Genomic DNA, 18,191 nt, shown 5'->3' with positions numbered 1-18,191 from the left:
GGGTGTCGCTGACTGACAGTCCTGTCAATGCAGGAAGGCGTTCCCCCGGATGTCGCAGGAGAATGGATGCACTACCTCATCGTTGATGATCATTTACTCTTCGCCGGAGGGCTGGCGGGGCTACTGGAGCAGTCTTTAGCTCCGTGCGAAACAACACAGGTCCGTACTGCCGAAGAGGCAGAGCAAGTACTGAATGAGATGGATGATCAACCCGATCTCATACTGATGGACCTGAATCTGCCGGGTATCAGCGGCCTGACGCTTATCCGGCGCCTGCAACAAATGTGCATTTTGTCACCTGTGATGATGATTTCTGCGTCTGACTCATTAGCCGACGCTGGCAAAGCATTGGACCATGGAGCTCTGGGGTATTTACCCAAGTCGTCACCACCCGAGGTGTTGGTCAAAGCCATTCAGGACGTTCTGAATGGCGGCACATACTTACCAGAAGGCTGGCTGGAACTGATTGAGAGTCAGAAGCAGGAGTTGCCGGATATACGCCTGACGCCACGACAGCAGGAAATTCTTCACCTTCTGGCTCAGGGAATGTCGAATAAAGTGATCGCCAGTGAACTGGATATCTCAGAAAATACAATCAAAGGTCACCTGCGTGATGTTTTTCGGCTGTTCCGTGTCACAAACCGGACGGCGTGTCTGAATGCCGTGCGCAGGCTGGGACTGCTGCCTGAATGACCAGCCCGATAGACGATATTCATCTCAGCGATGATGAAATAAATACGTTTCGCCGTCGCCGGGCAACGGATGATCTTTACGACCGCATCAGCACCATCACGATTGGCACTCTGATATTAACAACGGTGTTGATTGTTAATCAGAGTCCACCGGTCGGCGCCGTTTATGGATACCTCTGGTATGCCGCCTGTGTCGGACTTGAAGTGTTCGGAACGGGGCTGCTCTGGTGCTACCGGAATTATTATGAGCGCCGTTCTCTTTCGTTCTGGCGCGGCATGTATATGTCAGGCGTCCTTGTGCTGGCGTCTCTGTGGGGAAGTGCCGGTGTTTTGTTTTTTAATCCCGCGGAATTTTCTGAGCAGACGCTGTTATTCGTTCTGATTATCGGGGTTACCGTTTCTTCGGTCAGTACTAATGCCATCTGGCTACTGAGTCATACGGCTTATCTTATTATCAGTACCATGCCGATGATTATTATGTGTCTGATTCAGCCTGACCCTCAGTACAAGGGGATGGGGATGGCATTCCTCGCCTATATAGGCGTCGCCTACTCGGTCGCTCGTTCGGGCAGCATTACCTATAAAGATATGATGGCACTGACGTTAAAAAATATGCGCCTGGCCGAGACTTTGCGCGAGCAGTATGAGATCACCGACGCTGCCAGCCGGGCGAAAACTCAGTTTCTGGCATCCGCAAGTCATGACCTCCGCCAGCCGGTGCATTCTCTGTCATTGCTTTCTGAGGGGCTGCGGCAGGAAGTCACCAGCGATCGCGGTCAGCAGCTTGTGACTCATATCCGCTCTGCGGTCACCTCGATAGATGACCTCTTGGGGAAATTGCTTGATATATCGCGTCTGGATGCGGGCGACGTACATGCCGAAGTGACTGATTTCCCTCTCGACGCACTGATCAATAGCCTGATTATTGAAGCGAGACCCGTGGCAGAGGCGAAGGGACTGAAGCTGAGTATCAAACCTTGCCAATATGCTGTTCGCAGCGACCCTGTTCTGCTGGGGAATATCCTGAGAAATCTGATCACCAATGCCATTAAGTACACTGAGTCGGGTGCGGTCGTCATCTCGACCGAAGTCGCTCCGCCGGCTCGTTTACTTGTCCGGGTATCTGATACCGGAATGGGAATCCCGAAGGATCAGCAGGAAAAAATATTTCAGGAATTTGTACAGCTGAACAATCCTGAGCGTGACCGGCAGAAAGGGCTCGGCCTTGGCTTGTCCGTATGCCGGCGACTTGCCAACCTGCTCGGGCATGAGTTGCAGGTGAGATCAGAACCCGGCAAGGGATCGGAATTCATACTTACTCTGGCAATCGCGCATGAGGTATCCGCTGACACACCTGCTGACATGGTAAGTGAAACACCTGATGCTCATTCAGGCGCGCCTTCTGGCTTAAAACCGCTAGCATCCGCAGACGCAATATTTTCCGGCATAAACGTATTACTCGTCGAAGATGACGCCATGGTGCGTGACAGTACCGAGCAGCTTCTGGCGGGTTGGGGCTGTGAAGTGAGAGCGTATGTGGATGCGCAGGCGGGTCTGGCTATGTTTGAAGCCGAGCCGCATTGGGCAGACATTCTGATCAGTGATTATCGTCTGCCAGGAGCCATGGATGGCCAGGATTTGATCCGGCACATACAAACACAGTTCTCCTCCAATTTGCCCGCTCTTATGATTACCGGTGATACCGCGCCTGAGCGTATTAAAACTCTGGCGGATGACGGTATTGTGGTATTGCATAAACCAGTGAAGCCCGGCTTTCTGCGCAATGCCATGCGTCAGGCGTTAATCGCTGTCTGAGTGTCCGTGGAGTGTTTTATTCCGCTGCTTCCAATTGCTCGGTTAAATCCATCCATTCCATCTCGATCTCTTCAAGCTCGGTTTTTAACTTACCCTGCTGCTGAATTAATGTGTTTAATTCATCTTTGCGGCTGGCGTCATACAGACCGCTGTCGCCCATTGTCTCCTCAATGTTCGCCAACTCAGACTGAAGCTTTTCCATCTTTTTCTCGGCCGCTTGTTGCTGCTTGCGTATCGGCGCCAGACGTTGGCGTTTTTCGGCTTCGATGCGTTTCTGTTCTTTCCGGTCTACAGCGGGTTGCTTCACTTCGTTTGTTGCAGGAGCAGCACATTCCGCGGTAGGCGTGTTCGCCTCGCGTTTATTAAGGTAGTCGTGATAGTCATCGAGGTCGCCATCGAAACTCTGCACTTTTCCATGATCTACCAGCCAGTATTCATCAACGGTAGATTTCAGCAGGTGACGGTCGTGGCTGACGATTAAAATTGCGCCTTCGAAATTCTGTAAGGCGAGTGCTAGGGCCTCACGCATTTCAATATCCAGATGGTTGGTCGGCTCATCCAGAATCAACAGGTTGGGCTTCATCCAGGCAACGCAGGCCAACGCCATGCGCGCTTTTTCGCCGCCAGAAAAGGGCTCAATGACTTCTAAAGCTTTATCACCGTGGAAACCAAACCCGCCGAGAAAATTACGGATTTCCTGTTCGCTGGCTGTCGGGCGCAGGCGTTGCAGAATAAGAGCGCCTGTTGCCTTCACATCTAAAGACTCAAGCTGGTGCTGTGCAAAATAACCAATATGACAGTGTTCGCCCGTGCTGCGCTCACCTGCGAGCAAAGGGACTTCTTCGCATAGCGTTTTTAACAGCGTCGATTTACCCGCACCATTGGGGCCGAGTAAACCAATACGGTGCCCAGGTACGATGGATATTTTCACCTGCGGCAGGATAGTTCTATCGGCATAGCCCAGGTCGGCGTTGTCGATAGCCAACAAAGGCGTCGACATTTTTTCGTAGCAGGGAAATTCAAAGCGGAACGGTGAATCCACATGCGCCGGAGCAATCAGCTCCATGCGCTGCAGTTCTTTTAAGCGGCTTTGTGCCTGTTTAGCTTTACTGGCTTTGGCACGGAAGCGCGCGACAAATTTTTCGATTTCAGCGACACGTTCCTGCTGTTTTTCATACACAGTTTGCTGCTGAGCCAGCTTTTCTGCACGGATGCGTTCGTAGGCACTGTAGTTCCCTGGGTACACCACCAGTTCACGGTTGTGCAGGTGAACAATATGGTCTGCAACCGAATCAATAAAATCCCGGTCGTGCGAGATAAACAGCAGGGTTCCGGGATACTTTTTCAGCCAGCCTTCGAGCCACAGAGTGGCTTCAAGATCCAGGTGGTTGGTCGGTTCATCGAGGAGCAGGAGATCCGACGGCATCATCAGTGCCTGAGCCAGGTTCAGACGGATACGCCAGCCACCTGAGAAGTCTTTGACGGAGCGTTTGAGGTCGGCTTGTGAAAAGCCGAGACCATGAAGCAGCTGTTCTGCTTTCACCGGAATCTGATAGCCCTGATGTTCGTCCATGGCATCCATCCAGCGGGTCAGCTCATTATCGTCACTGGCATTGGCCATACCGGCTTCAATTTCACGGTAGCGTGCGTCACCATCAATGGCATAATCGAGAGCACAGCGATCACTGGCTTCGACTTCCTGCTTCATATGAGCGATACGCCACTTCGCTGGCATGTTCAGGTCGCCGCCGTCGACGGTCAGTTCTCCGTTGAGAAGAGCAAACAGGCTCGACTTGCCGGCACCATTCGGGCCGATAAGAGCCAGTTTCTGGCCGTCGTGAATGCGCAGGCTGGCTTTCTCTAACAGAAAGTTAGTACCACGCTGTAACGAAACCTGATTAAACTCGATCATAGAAAACACACAGAAAAGGGGCTGGTAATGGCGGCGCAGTTTGCCACAGAAGCGGGTGACGGACCAATGGATAACGCCCTGTGGCGTTATGCTTTACGTGTCTATTCACGGTCCGGTGTCGAAGCGACCTTGTTGCGGATGCAGGATGAACACGGTGCCGATATTCTGCAGTTGCTGACGGTGCTCTGGTTATCGGAGCAGGGGTTTGAAGTGTGCAAAGAATCTCTTACCGACAGCGAATACGCGCGCTGGAAGGAAGAGATGATTGAGCCCTTGCGGCAGCGGCGGCGGCAGGCTGATCGCCTTGAGCATGGAGATCTCTACGAGTTACTTAAGAAAGCGGAACTCGAAGCTGAGCGCTACGGCCTTGGTATCTTATGGAGCAAAAATAAAGATAATCCGGCGGATAAGGGGCGCTGCGTAGCTTCAGACCTTATGCTAGTCTGCAGTAGTGAAAAGGAATGCAAAGCCCTCGCTGATTTTGCACGGGGCTGACACCGGACATCTGTACACACCGTTTCAGGAGGAAACATGTACTCATCCGCATATCCGCACGATCCCATCGAGCAGTTGTTCCCTGATGTGTTCTGGGTACACGGCAGCATCCGTGTCGGTCCTGGAATGCGCCTTAACCGTAATATGATTATTCTGCGTGAAGGTAAAGAGCTTACGCTGATCAACCCCGTACGACTTCAGGAAGAAGCGCTTCGCGAACTTGATGCATTGGGTCAGGTAGCGCGCGTTGTCCGGCTTGGTGACTTTCACGGGTTGGACGATCAATATTACGTAGATCGATATCAATGTCTTTTCTGGGCTCAGGCAGGTCAGAGCACATACAGCTCGCCTGAGATTGATGTGCTTGTTGATGAGGCTTCGCCGGGCCCTGTCAGAGATAGTCTGTTTTTCGTTTATCGCAATGCAATCTACCCTGAGGCCGCTTTACTCATGAAAAAACACAGGCTGTTGATCACCACTGACAGTCTCCAGTATCACCGCGACTGGCGGTATTTTTCTGGCTTCACGCGAGTCGTATTCAAGCTTCTGGGTTTTCATCGTGGGATGAACATAGGTGGGCCATGGCTGAAACGTGTGACGCCCAAGGGTGGTTCTTTACAGCATGATTTTGAGCGCCTGATACAGCTCGATTTCGACGCGTTAGTGGGAGCCCATGGGCAGGTGTTAAGGATGGGGGCAAAAGCGGCTGTCAGAGCCGAGGTTCGTCATCTGTACGGCTATGAAGAAGAGGCCTGACATCAGACCCGGTTATGTTGAATTTCCATCATCGTTTTATTTAACCAGCTCATAAGCGGTTGCCACTCTTCCTGTTCCTTGGGGTGTTGTCGGTCAAAATCGACAACACCAAACCCATGTTCGCCAGCCTTTACGTAGAACTGTGTATCACGCAGTGCGGTCACGAAAGGGATATGCAGATCGTCCAGGAATGACTTCAGCGAGCTGAAACTCAGCGTGTTGCGTTTCACCCGGTTGGCAACCACAGCTATGGCACAGGCTTTTTGACGGTAGGCCTGCGTCTTACGCAGCTCTTCAATAAACTCCGTCGCTGCACGCATATCAATGGCCGATGGAATGACCGGGATAATGACAATATCCGACTGAGCAATCAGGTCGGACAGTGCATTCCCATGAAGACCCGCCGGTGTATCAATAACCACGCGTTCTGTCGCCAGGGGGATACGCATGCGCCAACTGAGTGTTGAGCCCGTGCGGTGACGCTCTCTGACGGCCTCAATACCATTGATAATTGGAAGCCTGGCACTACGCAGCTTCAACCAGTCGGTTGCGGACGCCTGAGGGTCGTGATCAATAAGCGTTGTCGTCTTACCTTCACGGGCAAACTGACAGGCCAGGTTAGTGGCCAGAGTGGTTTTACCACAGCCTCCCTTGGCGTTAGCGACCAGAACCCGCATCGCTTTGGCGTAGGTAACAACCCTGGGCTGTTGACTGATAACCCCTGCGGTCATAGATGGCATCGTTTCCTTTCAGCGATGGGTGATAAAATAGAATTCTCTATTGGATAATCTTTAGCATACTGCAAAAATCCGGGTTCTGCCGGAATACAGTCGACAAAAGGAGTTGCTATGAAATTCACCGTGATCCTGTTTCTTCTCAGCATCCTCGCTGTGGCGATTGGCACGCCATACATTATGAAAAAAGTGAACAGCGATTCGTCGTCCGGGGTTTCGGCCTACACACCACCCGCTTCTACAGAGCAGACACGACAGACGTTTTATAAATGGCAGGACGCGAATGGCCAGTGGCATTTCGGCAACGAAGCGCCGGAAGGTGTTACTGCCAAAGAAGTTAATATCGATACCGCGGCAAATATTCTGGCGCCGGTCGCAACGAAAAAGGAAGACACATCCGACAACGAACTGATCACTCCCAAGACTCAGGTGCCTGACTCGCCAATCGTTATGCCCGGGCAGGCGCTGGAGCTGATTGATCAGGCGAAGCAGGTAAAATCTATGCTGGAGTCGCGATACTCAACCGAAGAGCAGCGGTAGTCATCACCGCTGCATGTGATAAACGCGCCCATTAGCGGCGGCTGCCACAACGCCGGTGTCCGTGAAGGCAACGTCTTCCAGAGCAACGTTGTTTCCAACCCAGTGATCTCCCGGGGTCGCACGCCAACGTTTAAGTTCGGCCCCTGTCTGAACGTCCCAGAGCTGTATCTGCCCGGATGTATTGCCTGTCAGGAGTTGTTGTTCCGATGCGTCGAACCGTGCCGTACTGAAATGTCCGCGTCCACCGGGAAGCTCAATCAATTGCTGCCCACTGGCCGCATCCCAGATGCGACCGGCCTCGCGTAGGGCTGAGGTGAAAATCAGGCGGCCACTGGGCGATAGCTCGGCGGTTTTGACCTGGTTGTTGTGTTTCAGTGTGGTGATGGCTGAGCCGTCATTGAGATTCCATACAATGGCCGTCAGGTCGTCACTGGCAGACGCGCCAAGCAGACCATCGGCACTCAGGCTGACGTCATACACAATGCCGTCGTGTGCCAGGCGCTGGCGGATGCCACCATTACGGATATCGAACAGGGTTGCGGTGTAGTCCTGCATTCCGAGAAGGGCGAGGTTGCCGTTCTCTGTCAGAGCAATGTCTTCGATGTCGCCGGGTGCGTTCCAGAACCAGATGGCTTTCCCGGTAGCCACTTCCCAGAGCACTATCGTGCGGTTGTCGGCGCTGGCAACGTAAGCGTCATCGGGCGAAAAGGCACCACTGGTCAGGTTGCTGTAACCGTCGCTGGTGTGGTTCCAGTCGAAATGACGTTCAGCAGGATCGAGTGTCCAGTAGCTGCCACCGTGGTGCAGACTGCCGATAAAGGCGGCGGTGCCAGAGTGATTGATACGAATGCTGTAGACGCCCTGTGTCGCGACCTCAGAGAAGTTCTCAGGCTCAGCTGCGTTGTCGCAGGCAGTGAGAAGCGTCAGGGAAAGCAGAAATAGGATAAAACGCGGGATCATGACAACCTGTTCCGTGAGCGGTCAGTGGACGCGCGAAGTGCGCGCCCTGTTGTCAGTGTAGAACAGAAATCCTGTCTTAGCTGGCAACCGCTTCGCGATGCACGTTGTGCATTTTTTCGATGAGGTTGTCTTCAATCTGAAAACGCTCTTCGAGCACTTCGCCGATGGCCGACAAGTCTGCAGGAAGCTTCGCCAGTTGGTCGAGAGTACAGTGCTTGTCGTAGGTATCGTTGAAGTCAACGCATTCGCCGGTCAGGGCTTCCAGGCGCGGCATGTGTTCATTCGCCAGGTCAATGGTGCCATCATCGAATTCACGGGCTTCGTTCATCAGCTGTTCGTAGATTTCGAAGTGCCCGGCCGAGCAATAGTCCATCATAACTTCGCAGAAACGCTGCAGGTTCTCTGCCAATGGTTCCTCTTCAGAAAGTGGCTTGCTGGCGCTGAGGTTGCAGAACAGGACGATCAGGCTCTGGCGTTCATTCAGCCATTTGTCGATCAGTTGATGAACACCGCCCCAGCGTTCCTGTGCGTTTTTACATTTTTCCAGCATGTCTAAATTCCTCTGTGAAAACGGTGCTGCTTATGCCTTAGTGTCACCAATATAGGCGCGCGGAAAGCCGCATTTCAAGCAACTTTTTTCAGTTTTTTTTCTTGCAATACCGCGGTTATGTGCATCAGCTCTGCTTGTCGGCACTCCATGCGCGAGCCAGACCCAGAAGGCTGACAAGGGTAAATGCAACGAATATGACACGGGTCCATTCCGGCATGCTCATACTCATTAACTCCCATGAAATATCCGCACAGCTGCCACTGGCCTGCAGCATGAATGTCATCAGTTCGGTGAATGGCAGAACTTCCGCCATGTATTCAACACTTGGACCGCATTCAGGCACTTCGTCGGCAGGTAACCCTTGTAGCCAGACATGACGGTTAGCGACCCAGACACCAAATATGGATGATGCCAGTGTGAATATCAGAGCAATGCGATGCGGCCAGCGGGTGTTGCGGGCGATAAATGCCAGCAGACAGCCAATACCTATGCCCAGTGTAGCGATGCGCTGAACAATGCAGAGTGGGCAGGGGTCGAGGAACATCTGGTATTCAAAATAGTACGCCGAAGCCAGCAGCAGGACGCAGATAAGAAAACCGGCCAGATAACCACCGGCAACAAGAGTTGCGGGAAAGAAACGTTGCAGCATCATAAGTTGTTATGTGAACTCGTGAATTAGTTGTCTGGAGTCTATCACGCGTATCCAGCGGAATCCGTGTCAGCTGCTAAGCTTGACCATAATCTACATTATGACGGAGACGCGGAATGCTGAAGCGCCTTTTTTTTACTCTGCTGGTGACGTTGTCAGTGATGGCTTTTGCAGAAGACGAAGCGGCCCCTGCTGGGCCTCAGGTTCAGTACATCTACTTTGAACCTGCATTTGTTGTTAATTATGGCAGCACCGGCCGGATTAAGTATCTGCGTACGGATGTTGCGCTTAAGGTCAGTACCACTGAGGCTGGAGCGGCGGTCGCTCACCATAAGCCTTACCTGCGCAATAGCCTGGTGATGTTGTTCAGTGCGCAGGAGGCCGAGATCATGAACTCTACGCAGGGGCGTGAGGAACTTCGTCAGATTGCACTGGAAGAAGTCCGTGCAGTGATGACTCAGTTGGAAGGAGCTCCGTCAGTGGATGACCTGTACTTCAATAACTTCGTCGTACAGAACTAATGGCCGAGAGCCGGCAGAGCGTAATCGCCTGTCGGCAGGTCATTCAGGGGGGATTCAGCGTGCCATATAGTCACGCAGAAACTCGTTAAAGGGCTGAACATCGTTTGCTTCGAGTTCGGCCTGTGCTTTGAGGCTTTCTTCGGCTGTTGCCTTCCACTCGGCGCGGACGTCTGCTGACAAGGGCTCGCTCAGGAACTTACGGTGCGCCTGAGCCTGACGTAACGTCAGTTCGGCAAACTCAATCTTCTCGTCTTCCAGAATTCGCAGGACTTTCGCCGACGGGGTCTGGCTGCTGTCAGCAACTTTGATACGCTGCTGGCCTAGCGTGTCGATGTGGAAACTGTGATGATTGGCTTCGTCGAGCAAGGCTGCCACGGGCTGCATGCTGTCCAGAAGTTTGCTTGCCCATTCGGTCAGAGTGGTTTCTCCACTGGCATTTTCGAGAGTCAGGCCTGGCCGACGACCTTCGTACACCACTTTGCTGAAGTTCTGTTGAATACGCTCGTATTCAGTATCGTCAATCTCACTGCTGTCCTGCAGAGCACACCAGAGAAGGAAGATATCCATAAAGTGCATCTGCGGAACGTCGATGCCCAGCGGCAGGAATGGATTCACGTCCGTGCTGCGGACTTCAATATATTGGATACCGGCTCGAGCCAATGACTCCAGCGGCTTCTCGCCGGACTCGCCTACCCGCTTAGGACGGATATTGCTGTAGTACTCATTTTCGATCTGAAGCAGATTGGTATTGAGCTGCTTATACTGGCCGTTCTCTTCCTGCATACCAATGGCTTCGTACTCAGCGACAGGAATGGTCAGCGCTTTACTCAGCGTGTCGATGTACGACTCAAGTGAGTTGTGACAGATCACTAAGCCCGATTGAGCATTATTCTGGTAACCCAGATCACTCATCCGCAGCGAGGTCGCGTACGGGGCGTATAAGGTGTGCTTGTGAAGCTGCTGCAAAGAGTGCTTACGGCCATCAAGAAATGTGCTGCATACCGCCGGTGAAGCGCCAAACAAATACATCAGCAGCCAGCCATAGCGGCGGAAGTTACGGATCATGCCGAGATAGCGGCGGGATACGAAGTCTTTGTCTGCTTTCTGACCTTCCTGCTCTGCCAGTAGTCGCAGCAGTTCATCGGGCAACGAGAAGTTGTAGTGGATACCTGAAATTGCCTGCATTACACGACCGTAGCGATGCCAGAGGCCATGACGGTAGGCATGTTTCAGTCGTCCGATATTGGAGCTGCCATACTCGGCAATGGGGATGCTCATCTCGCCTTTCAGGATGCAAGGCATCGATGCTGGCCAGATCAGCTCTCCTTCCATTTGCTGGTAGGCAAAGCGATGGGCGGTTTCGAGGTAGGCCGACGCCTCATGGGCGCTGGTAAAGACCGGCGTAATGAACTCAAGTAGGGCTTCGGAGTAGTCAGTCGTAATGGCCGGGTGCGTCAGCGCAGAGCCCATTCCCTTGGGGTGAGGTGTCTGAGCGATCAGTCCGTCATTGCTGCAGCGCAGGCCTTCCTTCTCAATTCCCCGTTGCAGTCGGGAAAGCATGGGTAGGTGCCGGGAGTCGGCCAGTAGCGCCAGCAGTGAATCGTAGGAAGCCAAGAGCACCTCTGCATCAGGTTGGAAGTCAGCGGATTATAGGAGGAATCGACAGGATCTTATACATACTTGTATCAGAAATTGGTCTCAGATTGATCGCTCATAATGAACAGTGTTGTGTAAGCGCCTACTTATTGTTCGTCAGATCGGTTATCAGAATGCAACGCTGGCACTTAACTGAACTCGTACAGCCTGCTCGTAGGGTTCTGAGTCCGGCTTGAAAGTATCTGACGTGAAATCTCTCTGTGCTCTGAAACCTAACCGGGTTGTAGTCTCTGCCGAAGCAAAGTCACGGTATATATTCAGCTCCAGTGTGTGTAGATCATCGCCGTCATCACCACGGTTCACCCGGCGTCCGTCTTCAATAACAAACGCACTGAGATGAGTGAAAATCTGCGCTGGCCATGGCTGAAACCAGGAGGCAGAGTGCGAGCGCGGCGAATACAGGGCGACCAGATCGCTGTCGCTGAGACCTTCTGTTGGATCTACCTCTGCGCGCAGCCATGCGCTGGTCACGCGGAACTCTGCGGCGCTGCGCGTCGTAAACGTTAACTGCCCCTCCGCGCCGGTGTAGACAATTTCATTCCCATCATTGACCGTATCGAGACGAATGGACGGGTAGTGGTAGATGACATTATTCAGCTCTTCCCGGAACAGCTTAACATCCCACTCTATATTGCCTTTCCAGAACGGTTTGCTGGCGAAATACCCTAGCTCGACTGAGTGGATGATCTGGGGTTTGAGGTTACCCGGTCCTTTGAATCCATCGTAATACTCGACACCAGCGTAGGGCGATTCTGTTTCGGCATTATCAACGACGTATACCCAGTCTGCTTTTTGTTCAAATATGTCCGGCGTGCGCCCTGCGCGACTGAATACCAGCCTCACTGACTCGACTGGGCTGATCAGATAGTTGGCTGCCAGTTTTCCAGACCAGATATCAGTACCATCTTCTTCATATTCATACATAACACCTGCATGCAGGGCCCAGCGGTTGTTGGCTCTCCAGTTGATATTGCCGAAGCCGCGGAGCTGGTCCGAGTCTATGTAGCCGTCGTAGAAGGGTTTCGAGTAAATCTGTTCTTTGCGATAACCGAGACCGCTGATCATGATCAGGTTGTCCGCGAAGGCGACCGTATCCTGTATTTCCAGGTCGATGCGTCGCTCATTCGTATCGGCATGAACATCGCCGCTGATCGGTATGAAGAAAGCAGCCGGGTCGGCTCCGTAGCGGTCGAGGAGCTGTTGAACCAGCGCCAACTCTTCCGGGTTGGTGCTATCCAGTGCGGTAAGGGATTCGCCCTGAACAAACTGATCGGCGGCTTCCGGGTTTAGCTCATCCAGTTGTCTCAGAAGCGGATCAAAGAAACCGGAAGGTCCACTTTCCAGCACACCATGCTGGCGCCGCTCAAAACGAGTTGCGTGAACCGACACTTTCAACTCATGCAGCTCCGACAGGTCGTGATCGTAGACTACGCTGGCTTCAAACTGGTTGGACTCAACGTGATTACTCGTAAACTCGTAATCAGGCACGTCCCGGTAGGAGTTAGTTATCGTGAAGGCGGTGTTCAGACTCTGAATATTACTCAGTTGATGGCTGGTATTCAGCATAACTGCCGCGAAATCACGGTTGTCGTCGCAAGGGGTTGTACAGCCTATGTTGGTGTCATCACTGTCGCGCAGGTGTTCGGTGGAATAGGCCTTGGCCGACAAGCGCCAGTGATGAATCCCCTGATCGCCGGTCGTTCGTGCGTAGAGATAAGTATCCCGATTATTACCTTGCTGGACACCGACTTTGTCGTCGAAGGCGTCCTGTGGATAATTCGTGATGATATTGATCACAGCCTGATAAGCGTTGGTGCCAAAGCTGGTGGCCGCAGGGCCGCGAACGACTTCGATCCGCTGAATATCCTCGACCGCAACAGGTAGGTCTTCCCATGATACAGCGGATAACCCGGCTAGGTATTGTGCCCGCCCGTCTATGAGGACCTGAAAGCTCTTTGGCAGGATGGAAGGCCCACCGTGATAGACCACCGCGTCGCTATTGTCCCGGATGTCGTGAGCGACCAGCATTCCGGGAACATAACGCAGAAGCTGAGAGATGTGTTTGATGCCGGTGCGTTTTATAAAATCAGCATCAAGAACCGTCACACTACCCGGTACCTCGGCGGTTGCCTGATGCAGTCGCGCTGGCGTCAGTACGTGCGGGATATCCGCTGCTGAAGCATCCCAGCTAGAGGCATACCACGAGAGGGAAGAGAAGTTATCCGGGTTGTCATCCGCTGAAACATGCACAGACTGGCAAAGACTCGCGGTGCACGAAAGTACGATGAATAATGAACCTTTTTTCTGCACGATAACTTCTCAATATTCGCTTTATTTCTTTCTGGCGTTTGCAAACGCGGCTGCGAAGGCCCCCGCCATAGCACCGTTTCCGGCAGGTTGCTGCGTCGGTTTTGAACCACGCGGCTGGCGCTGAGGTCTGTCTTTAGCCGCTCTGTTTCCGGTGTCGCCCGAGGCGTTGATATCATCCCCCAGTCGCATGGATAAACCAATGCGCTTGCGCGACACATCGACTTCCATCACCTTCACTTTAACGATGTCGCCTGCTTTTACGACATCGCGAGGATCTTTCACGAAATGATCCGCCAGCGCTGAAATGTGTACCAGACCATCCTGATGTACACCGATATCCACAAAGGCACCAAAGGCGGCAACATTAGTGATCGCGCCTTCGAGAATCATGCCGGGCTTCAGGTCTTTGATGTCTTCGACGCCCTCTTTGTATTCCGCAAAGCGGAACTCAGGGCGAGGGTCCCGACCGGGTTTCTCCAGCTCTGAGAGGATATCTTTTAAGGTTAGCTCACCCGTACTCTCGTCGGTAAACTGGCCCGCGTTGACAGATTTCAGAAAGGCACTGTCGCCGATCAAGCTGCTTACATCGCGCGAGAACTCGTGGGCGATACGCTCCACCACAGGATAGGACTCAGGGTGAACGCCGGAGGCATCCAGAGGGTTTTTACCGTCCATAATGCGTAGGAAGCCGGCTGCCTGCTCGAAGGTTTTGTCACCCAGGCGCGGCACTTTTGCCAGGTCTTTGCGTGAGGTGAAGGCACCGTTCACATCGCGGAAAGCGACGATGTTATTGGCCAGTGTGGCGTTCAGCCCGGAAACTCGTGTCAGCAGTGGAGCGGAGGCGGTATTCAGATCGACGCCCACCGAGTTCACACAGTCCTCTACGACGGCATCCAGTGTGCGCGCTAATTGGCTCTGATTAACATCATGTTGATACTGGCCCACACCGATGGACTTGGGCTCGATTTTTACCAGTTCTGCCAATGGGTCCTGCAGGCGACGAGCAATGGATACGGCGCCGCGAATGGTCACGTCCAGATCCGGAAATTCTTTGGCCGCCAGCTCTGAAGCTGAGTACACCGAGGCACCGGCCTCGTTCACCATGATTTTCTGTACGTTCAGATCTTTGTGCTTTTTCAGCAGATCGCCAACAAACTTATCGGTTTCGCGCGAAGCAGTACCGTTACCAATCGCGATTAGCTCGGCATTGTGCTTCTGAATCAATGCCAGCAGTACGGCTTCGGATTCGGCGATGCGATTTTGCGGAGGTGTCGGGAAGATCGCACAGTGATCAACAACCTTGCCGGTCTTATCCACGACCGCGACTTTCACCCCGGTACGCAGGCCAGGGTCGAGGCCGATAGTCACTTTCGGGCCCGCGGGAGCGGCGAGCAGAAGATCTTTGAGGTTATCGGCGAACACTTTAATTGCGCCTTCTTCTGCCTGCTCACGGAGCTGGCCGATCAGCTCGGTTTCGAGGCTGGTCAGCAGCTTGATACGCCAGGTCCACTTTACGACTTCGGCCAGCCAGCGGTCGGCTGCGCGGCCTTCGTTTTTAATGCCAGAATGCTCGGCAATGATGGCTTCGCATGGGCTGGCGGCGAGCTTATCGTCCGGATCACCCGTCACCAGCGAGAAGGTCAGAATACCCTCGTTGCGACCGCGCAGAATGGCGAGTGCCCGGTGGCCCGGAACGGACTTAAGAGGCTCGTCGTGCTCGAAATAATCAGCGAACTTCTCGCCTTCTTTCTCTTTGCCCGGCACCACGCGGACAGAGAGCGTGGCTTCCTGCTTCAGGAAGCGGCGCAGCGCGGCGAGTAGGTCGGCGTTTTCGGCAAAGCGCTCCATCAGGATGTATTTAGCGCCATCTAAAGCGGCTTTGGTGTCGCCAATGCTGTGCTCGGTGTTGAGGAATTTTTCAGCCTCGGTTTCGGGATTGAGATCTGGATTGCCGAACAGAGCATCCGCGAGCGGCTCAAGGCCTGCTTCAATGGCCATCTGACCTTTGGTACGGCGCTTTTTCTTGTAGGGCAGGTACAGATCTTCGATGCGGGTTTTGGTATCCGCTGTCAGCAGTGCCTGCTTCAGCTCATCGGTGAGCTTGCCCTGCTCTTCAATACTTTTGATCACAGACGCACGACGATCTTCCATATCGCGTAAATAGCCCAGGCGCTCTTCAAGAGTACGCAACTGGCTGTCGTCCAGCGCACCGGTGACTTCTTTCCGGTAGCGGGCGATAAAGGGCACGGTGGCGCCTTCATCAAGAAGGGCGACGGTAGCGTCAACCTGTTGTGGGCGGATATTCAGTTCAGTAGCGAGGCGTTGGGTGATCGAAGGCAGGGTCATAACTCACAGGCACATTATTCACGAGGGCGTGAGTATACCTGTGAGCACCGCCCCATAAACAGGGGCAGTGTTGGATTTAGCTCACTTCTGCAGCAGGCAGGAATCAGAACTGGTAAGCGAGTGACACCCGGACGGTGCGAGGTTCCAGGACATGGTAGTGAATGTCTTCAACTGGCTCGCTTTCACCGCGTAATTGCGACTCGTAGAGATAGTCGATGTCGTGGTCATCGCTGTCGAGCAGATTCAGTATTTCCCCGCGTACCGACCAGCCGGCCTGGCGGTATCCTGCTTGCAGGTTAACCACAGTCGATGCGTCAGATTTAACGGAGCCGTCTTCGATCAGTGGTCGCTCACCGAAATAGCGGACGCGAGCAGCACCCGACCAGCCATTGCCAAAGTCGGCGCTGACGCCTGTCTGCAGCACATCTTCAATAGCGCCCGGAATGTCATCACCTGAATCAGTAAACTCTGCCTGAGTATGTGCGTACTCGGCGTCGAAGTTCCAGACATCCGTTATGCGGTAATACGCGGTTAATTCGATACCGCGACGACGGCTTGCGTCGCTGGCTTCGGTGTTACCTGCGTCACCAACGAACAGCAGTTCGCTGTCGAGGACGAGCTGCCAGAGCGAGACTGACGTATTCAGGCGCTGGTTAACGAAGCCGCGAACACCGACTTCATAGCCCAGAGAGTCGACTAATGGGTCAACCTGTGTGGCGTCATTGCCGTCAGCCGGGTCAATTTCGATGGTGGTGCCTCGGGCATCGTTTGAATGGAACCCCTGTCCGGCAGCGATGTAGGTTTCCCATTCCGGGCTGAGCTGATAAATCAGGCTTGCTTTCAGAGAGGTGTTGCCCGCTGACGCTTTGCCACTGTTAGCACTCAGGTCGACGCCGTTTTTGTTGATGTCGGTGCGGTTATCGACATCGAAGTGGTAGTAGTCGTAGCGAAGCCCGAGTACTGAGCGCAGGCGGCTATTCCAGTACAGGGTGTTCTCCGCAAAGACGCCGGTGCTGAACTCGCCGACCTCATCGCTGCGAACAACGCCTATACGCTCACGTGCCTGAGATTGGTAGAGGCCGACTTCACTGATGTCGTCGTAGCGGAACTCCGTACCGACCCGGTTGACCATGGTGCGGCCTGCAAGCTTGCCTTGCCATTGATAGGCCAGCTTACCGCCGTAGATATTGCGGTGATCGACCTGTTCGAACTGGTCACCATTCACCGGGTCATCGAGAAAATAGGTAAAGTTCGACCACAGGTTCATGTTGTAGCGGATAGCGTAGGCCGACGCCTCCCATGATCCGTTGCTCCATTCGGTATTGATGCTGTAGCGGGAAGACTCGCCTCCGACTGTGTCATCAATGGAGCCGAGTTCATCAATCTGCCCAGAAGTCACGGCGCGTTCGGGAATCTGATCTGCGCTGTTCCAGCTGTTGTCATAGCCCATCAGGCTGAGGCGCCATTTGCCGCCTGCCAGCGGCTGCGAGTAACTCAGCAGCAGGTTTGTCTTATCAAGGTCTTCTTCAATATCTGTCCAGGGGCCGTTGTAGGTATTACGTTCAATCGCGTATAGCCAGTCGCCGCTGCCCTTCTCTACACTGCCCATTAATAAAGCACGCCGATACGCGTTCTGTCCGAGCGTCAGCTCTGCTTCGTTGCGATCAAGCTGACGCGCGGTGTGCAGCGAGGCACTGCCTGCACCGCTGAAGTCGCCTGTTTCTGCGTAGTAGCTGCCTTTCTGGTAGCGCAGTGATTCGATGGTTTCTGGGATAATAAAGTTGAGATCCGTGTACCCCTGACCGTGGCCATGTGTTCTCATGTTGACCGGCATACCATCGACAGAGGTCGAGAAGTCGGTGCCGTGGTCGAGGTTAAACCCGCGCAGGAAATACTGATTGGCCTTACCGGTACCGCTGTGTTGGGTGACGACCATGCCCGGTACGAGTTCAAGGACCTCGCCGGTGCGCAGCATCGGACGGATTTCGATCGCTTCCTGAGTGACATATCCCTCGGACGCGGAGCTCGCTTCTCCAAGTAGTGGGGCACGACCAACGACGACCTGGTCGTCGAGTCTGATATCATCCGCGCTCTGCGTCTGTGAATCCGAACCGCTCTCTACGGCGTATAGAAGAGTGGGTAAAGTGAGCAACGTCAGTCCGGCTGCTTTGTAAAAAGTCATGAAGGGTCTCCCAGCTTGCTTTACTGCGTTCGGGCAGTAGTTCTGATAATGGAATCAGTCTATCGCTTGCCAT

Annotated in this window: 15 protein-coding genes; 6 read left to right on the top strand and 9 right to left on the bottom strand. The window is 53.6% G+C overall.

Annotated features, from left to right (window positions below):
* Positions 1–66: 66 nt before the first annotated feature.
* Both BW941_RS03540 and BW941_RS03535 read left to right on the top strand, forming a co-directional pair.
* Positions 67–693: a response regulator gene (locus BW941_RS03540; protein WP_076514298.1), complete on the top strand. Its 627-nt coding sequence runs from the start codon at positions 67–69 to the stop codon at positions 691–693.
* Positions 690–2,507: an ATP-binding response regulator gene (locus BW941_RS03535; RefSeq protein WP_076514297.1), complete on the top strand. Its 1,818-nt coding sequence runs from the start codon at positions 690–692 to the stop codon at positions 2,505–2,507. The genes BW941_RS03540 and BW941_RS03535 overlap by 4 nt, the downstream gene beginning before the upstream one ends.
* Positions 2,508–2,523: 16 nt before the next feature.
* Here the strand turns inward: BW941_RS03535 and BW941_RS03530 are convergent, their stop codons facing one another.
* Positions 2,524–4,419 (bottom strand): ATP-binding cassette domain-containing protein, encoded by a 1,896-nt coding sequence (locus BW941_RS03530; RefSeq protein WP_076514296.1) that lies wholly within the window; start codon positions 4,417–4,419, stop codon positions 2,524–2,526.
* A gap of 27 nt (positions 4,420–4,446) precedes the next feature.
* Here BW941_RS03530 and BW941_RS03525 point away from each other — a divergent pair, with 27 nt between their 5' ends.
* Entirely contained in the window at positions 4,447–4,914 is a 468-nt protein-coding gene (locus BW941_RS03525; RefSeq protein WP_076514295.1) for a TIGR02444 family protein, read from the top strand.
* 36 nt (positions 4,915–4,950) lie between these two features.
* The gene (locus BW941_RS03520) at positions 4,951–5,670 is read left to right on the top strand and encodes an MBL fold metallo-hydrolase (protein ID WP_076514294.1); all 720 of its coding nucleotides are present in this window, start codon (positions 4,951–4,953) and stop codon (positions 5,668–5,670) included.
* Between the two features lie 2 nt (positions 5,671–5,672).
* On the opposite strand, the gene BW941_RS03515 is transcribed toward BW941_RS03520, so the two are convergent.
* Positions 5,673–6,401: a ParA family protein gene (locus BW941_RS03515; RefSeq protein WP_084188587.1), complete on the bottom strand. Its 729-nt coding sequence runs from the start codon at positions 6,399–6,401 to the stop codon at positions 5,673–5,675.
* Positions 6,402–6,518: 117 nt separating this feature from the next.
* Here BW941_RS03515 and BW941_RS03510 point away from each other — a divergent pair, with 117 nt between their 5' ends.
* Entirely contained in the window at positions 6,519–6,944 is a 426-nt protein-coding gene (locus BW941_RS03510; protein ID WP_076514293.1) for a DUF4124 domain-containing protein, read from the top strand.
* Between the two features lie 3 nt (positions 6,945–6,947).
* Here the strand turns inward: BW941_RS03510 and BW941_RS03505 are convergent, their stop codons facing one another.
* The 3 genes from BW941_RS03505 to BW941_RS03495 all read right to left on the bottom strand — a co-directional run bounded on the left by BW941_RS03505 (position 6,948) and on the right by BW941_RS03495 (position 9,106).
* On the bottom strand, positions 6,948–7,904 hold the full coding sequence (locus BW941_RS03505) for a WD40 repeat domain-containing protein (protein WP_076514292.1): 957 nt from the start codon (positions 7,902–7,904) through the stop codon (positions 6,948–6,950).
* A 76-nt stretch (positions 7,905–7,980) separates the two neighbouring features.
* Positions 7,981–8,454 carry a sigma D regulator gene (gene rsd / locus BW941_RS03500; RefSeq protein WP_076514291.1) on the bottom strand — a complete coding sequence of 158 codons (474 nt, stop codon included), beginning with the start codon at positions 8,452–8,454 and terminating at the stop codon, positions 7,981–7,983.
* 124 nt (positions 8,455–8,578) lie between these two features.
* The gene (locus BW941_RS03495) at positions 8,579–9,106 is read right to left on the bottom strand and encodes a disulfide bond formation protein B (protein WP_084188585.1); all 528 of its coding nucleotides are present in this window, start codon (positions 9,104–9,106) and stop codon (positions 8,579–8,581) included.
* A gap of 113 nt (positions 9,107–9,219) precedes the next feature.
* Here BW941_RS03495 and BW941_RS03490 point away from each other — a divergent pair, with 113 nt between their 5' ends.
* Positions 9,220–9,624 carry a flagellar basal body-associated FliL family protein gene (locus tag BW941_RS03490; RefSeq protein ID WP_076514290.1) on the top strand — a complete coding sequence of 135 codons (405 nt, stop codon included), beginning with the start codon at positions 9,220–9,222 and terminating at the stop codon, positions 9,622–9,624.
* A 54-nt stretch (positions 9,625–9,678) separates the two neighbouring features.
* Here BW941_RS03490 and gshA read toward each other — a convergent pair whose 3' ends face one another.
* The 4 genes from gshA to BW941_RS03470 form a co-directional block, all read right to left on the bottom strand.
* Positions 9,679–11,244: a glutamate--cysteine ligase gene (gene gshA / locus BW941_RS03485; protein WP_436286946.1), complete on the bottom strand. Its 1,566-nt coding sequence runs from the start codon at positions 11,242–11,244 to the stop codon at positions 9,679–9,681.
* Between the two features lie 144 nt (positions 11,245–11,388).
* The gene (locus BW941_RS03480) at positions 11,389–13,590 is read right to left on the bottom strand and encodes a TonB-dependent receptor plug domain-containing protein (RefSeq protein WP_076514288.1); all 2,202 of its coding nucleotides are present in this window, start codon (positions 13,588–13,590) and stop codon (positions 11,389–11,391) included.
* Between the two features lie 21 nt (positions 13,591–13,611).
* Positions 13,612–15,936 (bottom strand): Tex family protein, encoded by a 2,325-nt coding sequence (locus tag BW941_RS03475; protein ID WP_175607858.1) that lies wholly within the window; start codon positions 15,934–15,936, stop codon positions 13,612–13,614.
* A 103-nt stretch (positions 15,937–16,039) separates the two neighbouring features.
* On the bottom strand, positions 16,040–18,118 hold the full coding sequence (locus BW941_RS03470; RefSeq protein ID WP_076514287.1) for a TonB-dependent receptor: 2,079 nt from the start codon (positions 18,116–18,118) through the stop codon (positions 16,040–16,042).
* Between the last annotated feature and the right edge of the window lie 73 nt (positions 18,119–18,191).

The organism is Thalassolituus maritimus, from assembly GCF_900156675.1.
In the GTDB taxonomy this organism is placed as follows: Bacteria; Pseudomonadota; Gammaproteobacteria; order Pseudomonadales; family Oceanobacteraceae; genus Thalassolituus; species Thalassolituus maritimus.
Note: the sequence above shows the minus strand (reverse complement) of the source record. Positions and strands in the feature narration are given on the sequence as shown.

Bases quoted from the DNA above. Each gene is read 5' to 3' on its own strand.
- BW941_RS03470 (WP_076514287.1), bottom strand. From the start codon at position 18,118: ATGACTTTTTACAAAGCAGCCGGACTGACGTTGCTCACTTTACCCACT.
- BW941_RS03540 (WP_076514298.1), top strand. From the start codon at position 67: ATGCACTACCTCATCGTTGATGATCATTTACTCTTCGCCGGAGGGCTG.
- BW941_RS03505 (WP_076514292.1), bottom strand. From the start codon at position 7,904: ATGATCCCGCGTTTTATCCTATTTCTGCTTTCCCTGACGCTTCTCACT.
- BW941_RS03515 (WP_084188587.1), bottom strand. From the start codon at position 6,401: ATGACCGCAGGGGTTATCAGTCAACAGCCCAGGGTTGTTACCTACGCC.
- BW941_RS03490 (WP_076514290.1), top strand. From the start codon at position 9,220: ATGCTGAAGCGCCTTTTTTTTACTCTGCTGGTGACGTTGTCAGTGATG.
- BW941_RS03495 (WP_084188585.1), bottom strand. From the start codon at position 9,106: ATGATGCTGCAACGTTTCTTTCCCGCAACTCTTGTTGCCGGTGGTTAT.
- rsd (WP_076514291.1), bottom strand. From the start codon at position 8,454: ATGCTGGAAAAATGTAAAAACGCACAGGAACGCTGGGGCGGTGTTCAT.
- BW941_RS03475 (WP_175607858.1), bottom strand. From the start codon at position 15,936: ATGACCCTGCCTTCGATCACCCAACGCCTCGCTACTGAACTGAATATC.
- BW941_RS03520 (WP_076514294.1), top strand. From the start codon at position 4,951: ATGTACTCATCCGCATATCCGCACGATCCCATCGAGCAGTTGTTCCCT.
- BW941_RS03535 (WP_076514297.1), top strand. From the start codon at position 690: ATGACCAGCCCGATAGACGATATTCATCTCAGCGATGATGAAATAAAT.
- BW941_RS03510 (WP_076514293.1), top strand. From the start codon at position 6,519: ATGAAATTCACCGTGATCCTGTTTCTTCTCAGCATCCTCGCTGTGGCG.
- BW941_RS03530 (WP_076514296.1), bottom strand. From the start codon at position 4,419: ATGATCGAGTTTAATCAGGTTTCGTTACAGCGTGGTACTAACTTTCTG.
- BW941_RS03525 (WP_076514295.1), top strand. From the start codon at position 4,447: ATGGCGGCGCAGTTTGCCACAGAAGCGGGTGACGGACCAATGGATAAC.